At 58.2% G+C, this 201-nt stretch carries 1 protein-coding gene; it reads right to left on the bottom strand.

The window, feature by feature from the left end:
* Positions 1–201, bottom strand: a 201-nt coding sequence (locus tag BFQ00_RS00210) for an immunoglobulin-like domain-containing protein (RefSeq protein WP_371914178.1), incomplete at both ends; no start/stop codon positions are given.

Consider the following 201-nt stretch of genomic DNA (forward strand, 5'->3'; position numbering starts at 1 on the left):
CAAAGTTGCCGCCGGTAGCTCCGGTAATGGTGGTGCTGACGGTCGAACCGTTAACGTAAACGTCGTTGGCCGGCGTATCGACAACAACAGTACCCGTCGACTCACCTGCCTTGATGGTAATCACCGAGCCATTGCTCAAGGTGACGTTCACCGGGGTTTGTGCCGGGTTGGTCAGGGTCGCGGTGTAGGTGATCTGACCGC

It is taken from the genome of Pseudomonas sp. 28 E 9, from assembly GCF_900004785.1.
In the GTDB taxonomy this organism is placed as follows: Bacteria; Pseudomonadota; Gammaproteobacteria; order Pseudomonadales; family Pseudomonadaceae; genus Aquipseudomonas; species Aquipseudomonas orientalis_A.